1 protein-coding gene is annotated in these 485 nt (G+C 48.9%); it reads right to left on the bottom strand.

The features are described from left to right. On the bottom strand, nucleotides 1-442 hold a 442-nt coding region (locus A3761_RS05570; RefSeq protein ID WP_197472854.1), incomplete at its 3' end, for a PA14 domain-containing protein. Between the last annotated feature and the right edge of the window lie 43 nt (nucleotides 443-485).

The raw sequence follows: 485 nt of genomic DNA, 5'->3' as shown, positions 1-485 counted from the left end.
AGCTATCCACCACATCGCCTGATGAGCCAGACCAAGCCGTCTCGTCCATTCGAAATTCTGCGACAGGTTCAGGTAGCTCACCTGTGACCGCACATGAACTCAAAGCTGCACTTGGAATAGCTTCCCAACTGCCACCGTCACGGCGCCATTGCAAACGAGCATAAGCTTGACCAGTATGCTCAAAGTGCTCCATCTGAACGATATAGCCCTGCCCAGAATTTAATGATTGCGCCGCAGAAGTGCTCGAATAACGCGGTCCATGAAGGCTCCAGTCATTAATAATCTCACTACCTTCAAGGTCTAAGCGTACACCATCATCTGAATACAGCCGGAACTCATAACTACCTGTTTGTGTCGGTACCACATAGCCATTCCAACGAATACTGAAACGCTCATTATTTCCAGAGGTACTAGGAAAATAGTCGGCGTTCCTGAGCCCCAACCAAAATCCACTTGGCTATCTTTACGCAGATATTCCGTACCGG

The sequence above is a fragment of the Oleiphilus sp. HI0123 genome (assembly GCF_001635315.1).
This window is presented reverse-complemented; position numbering and strand designations above follow the sequence as displayed.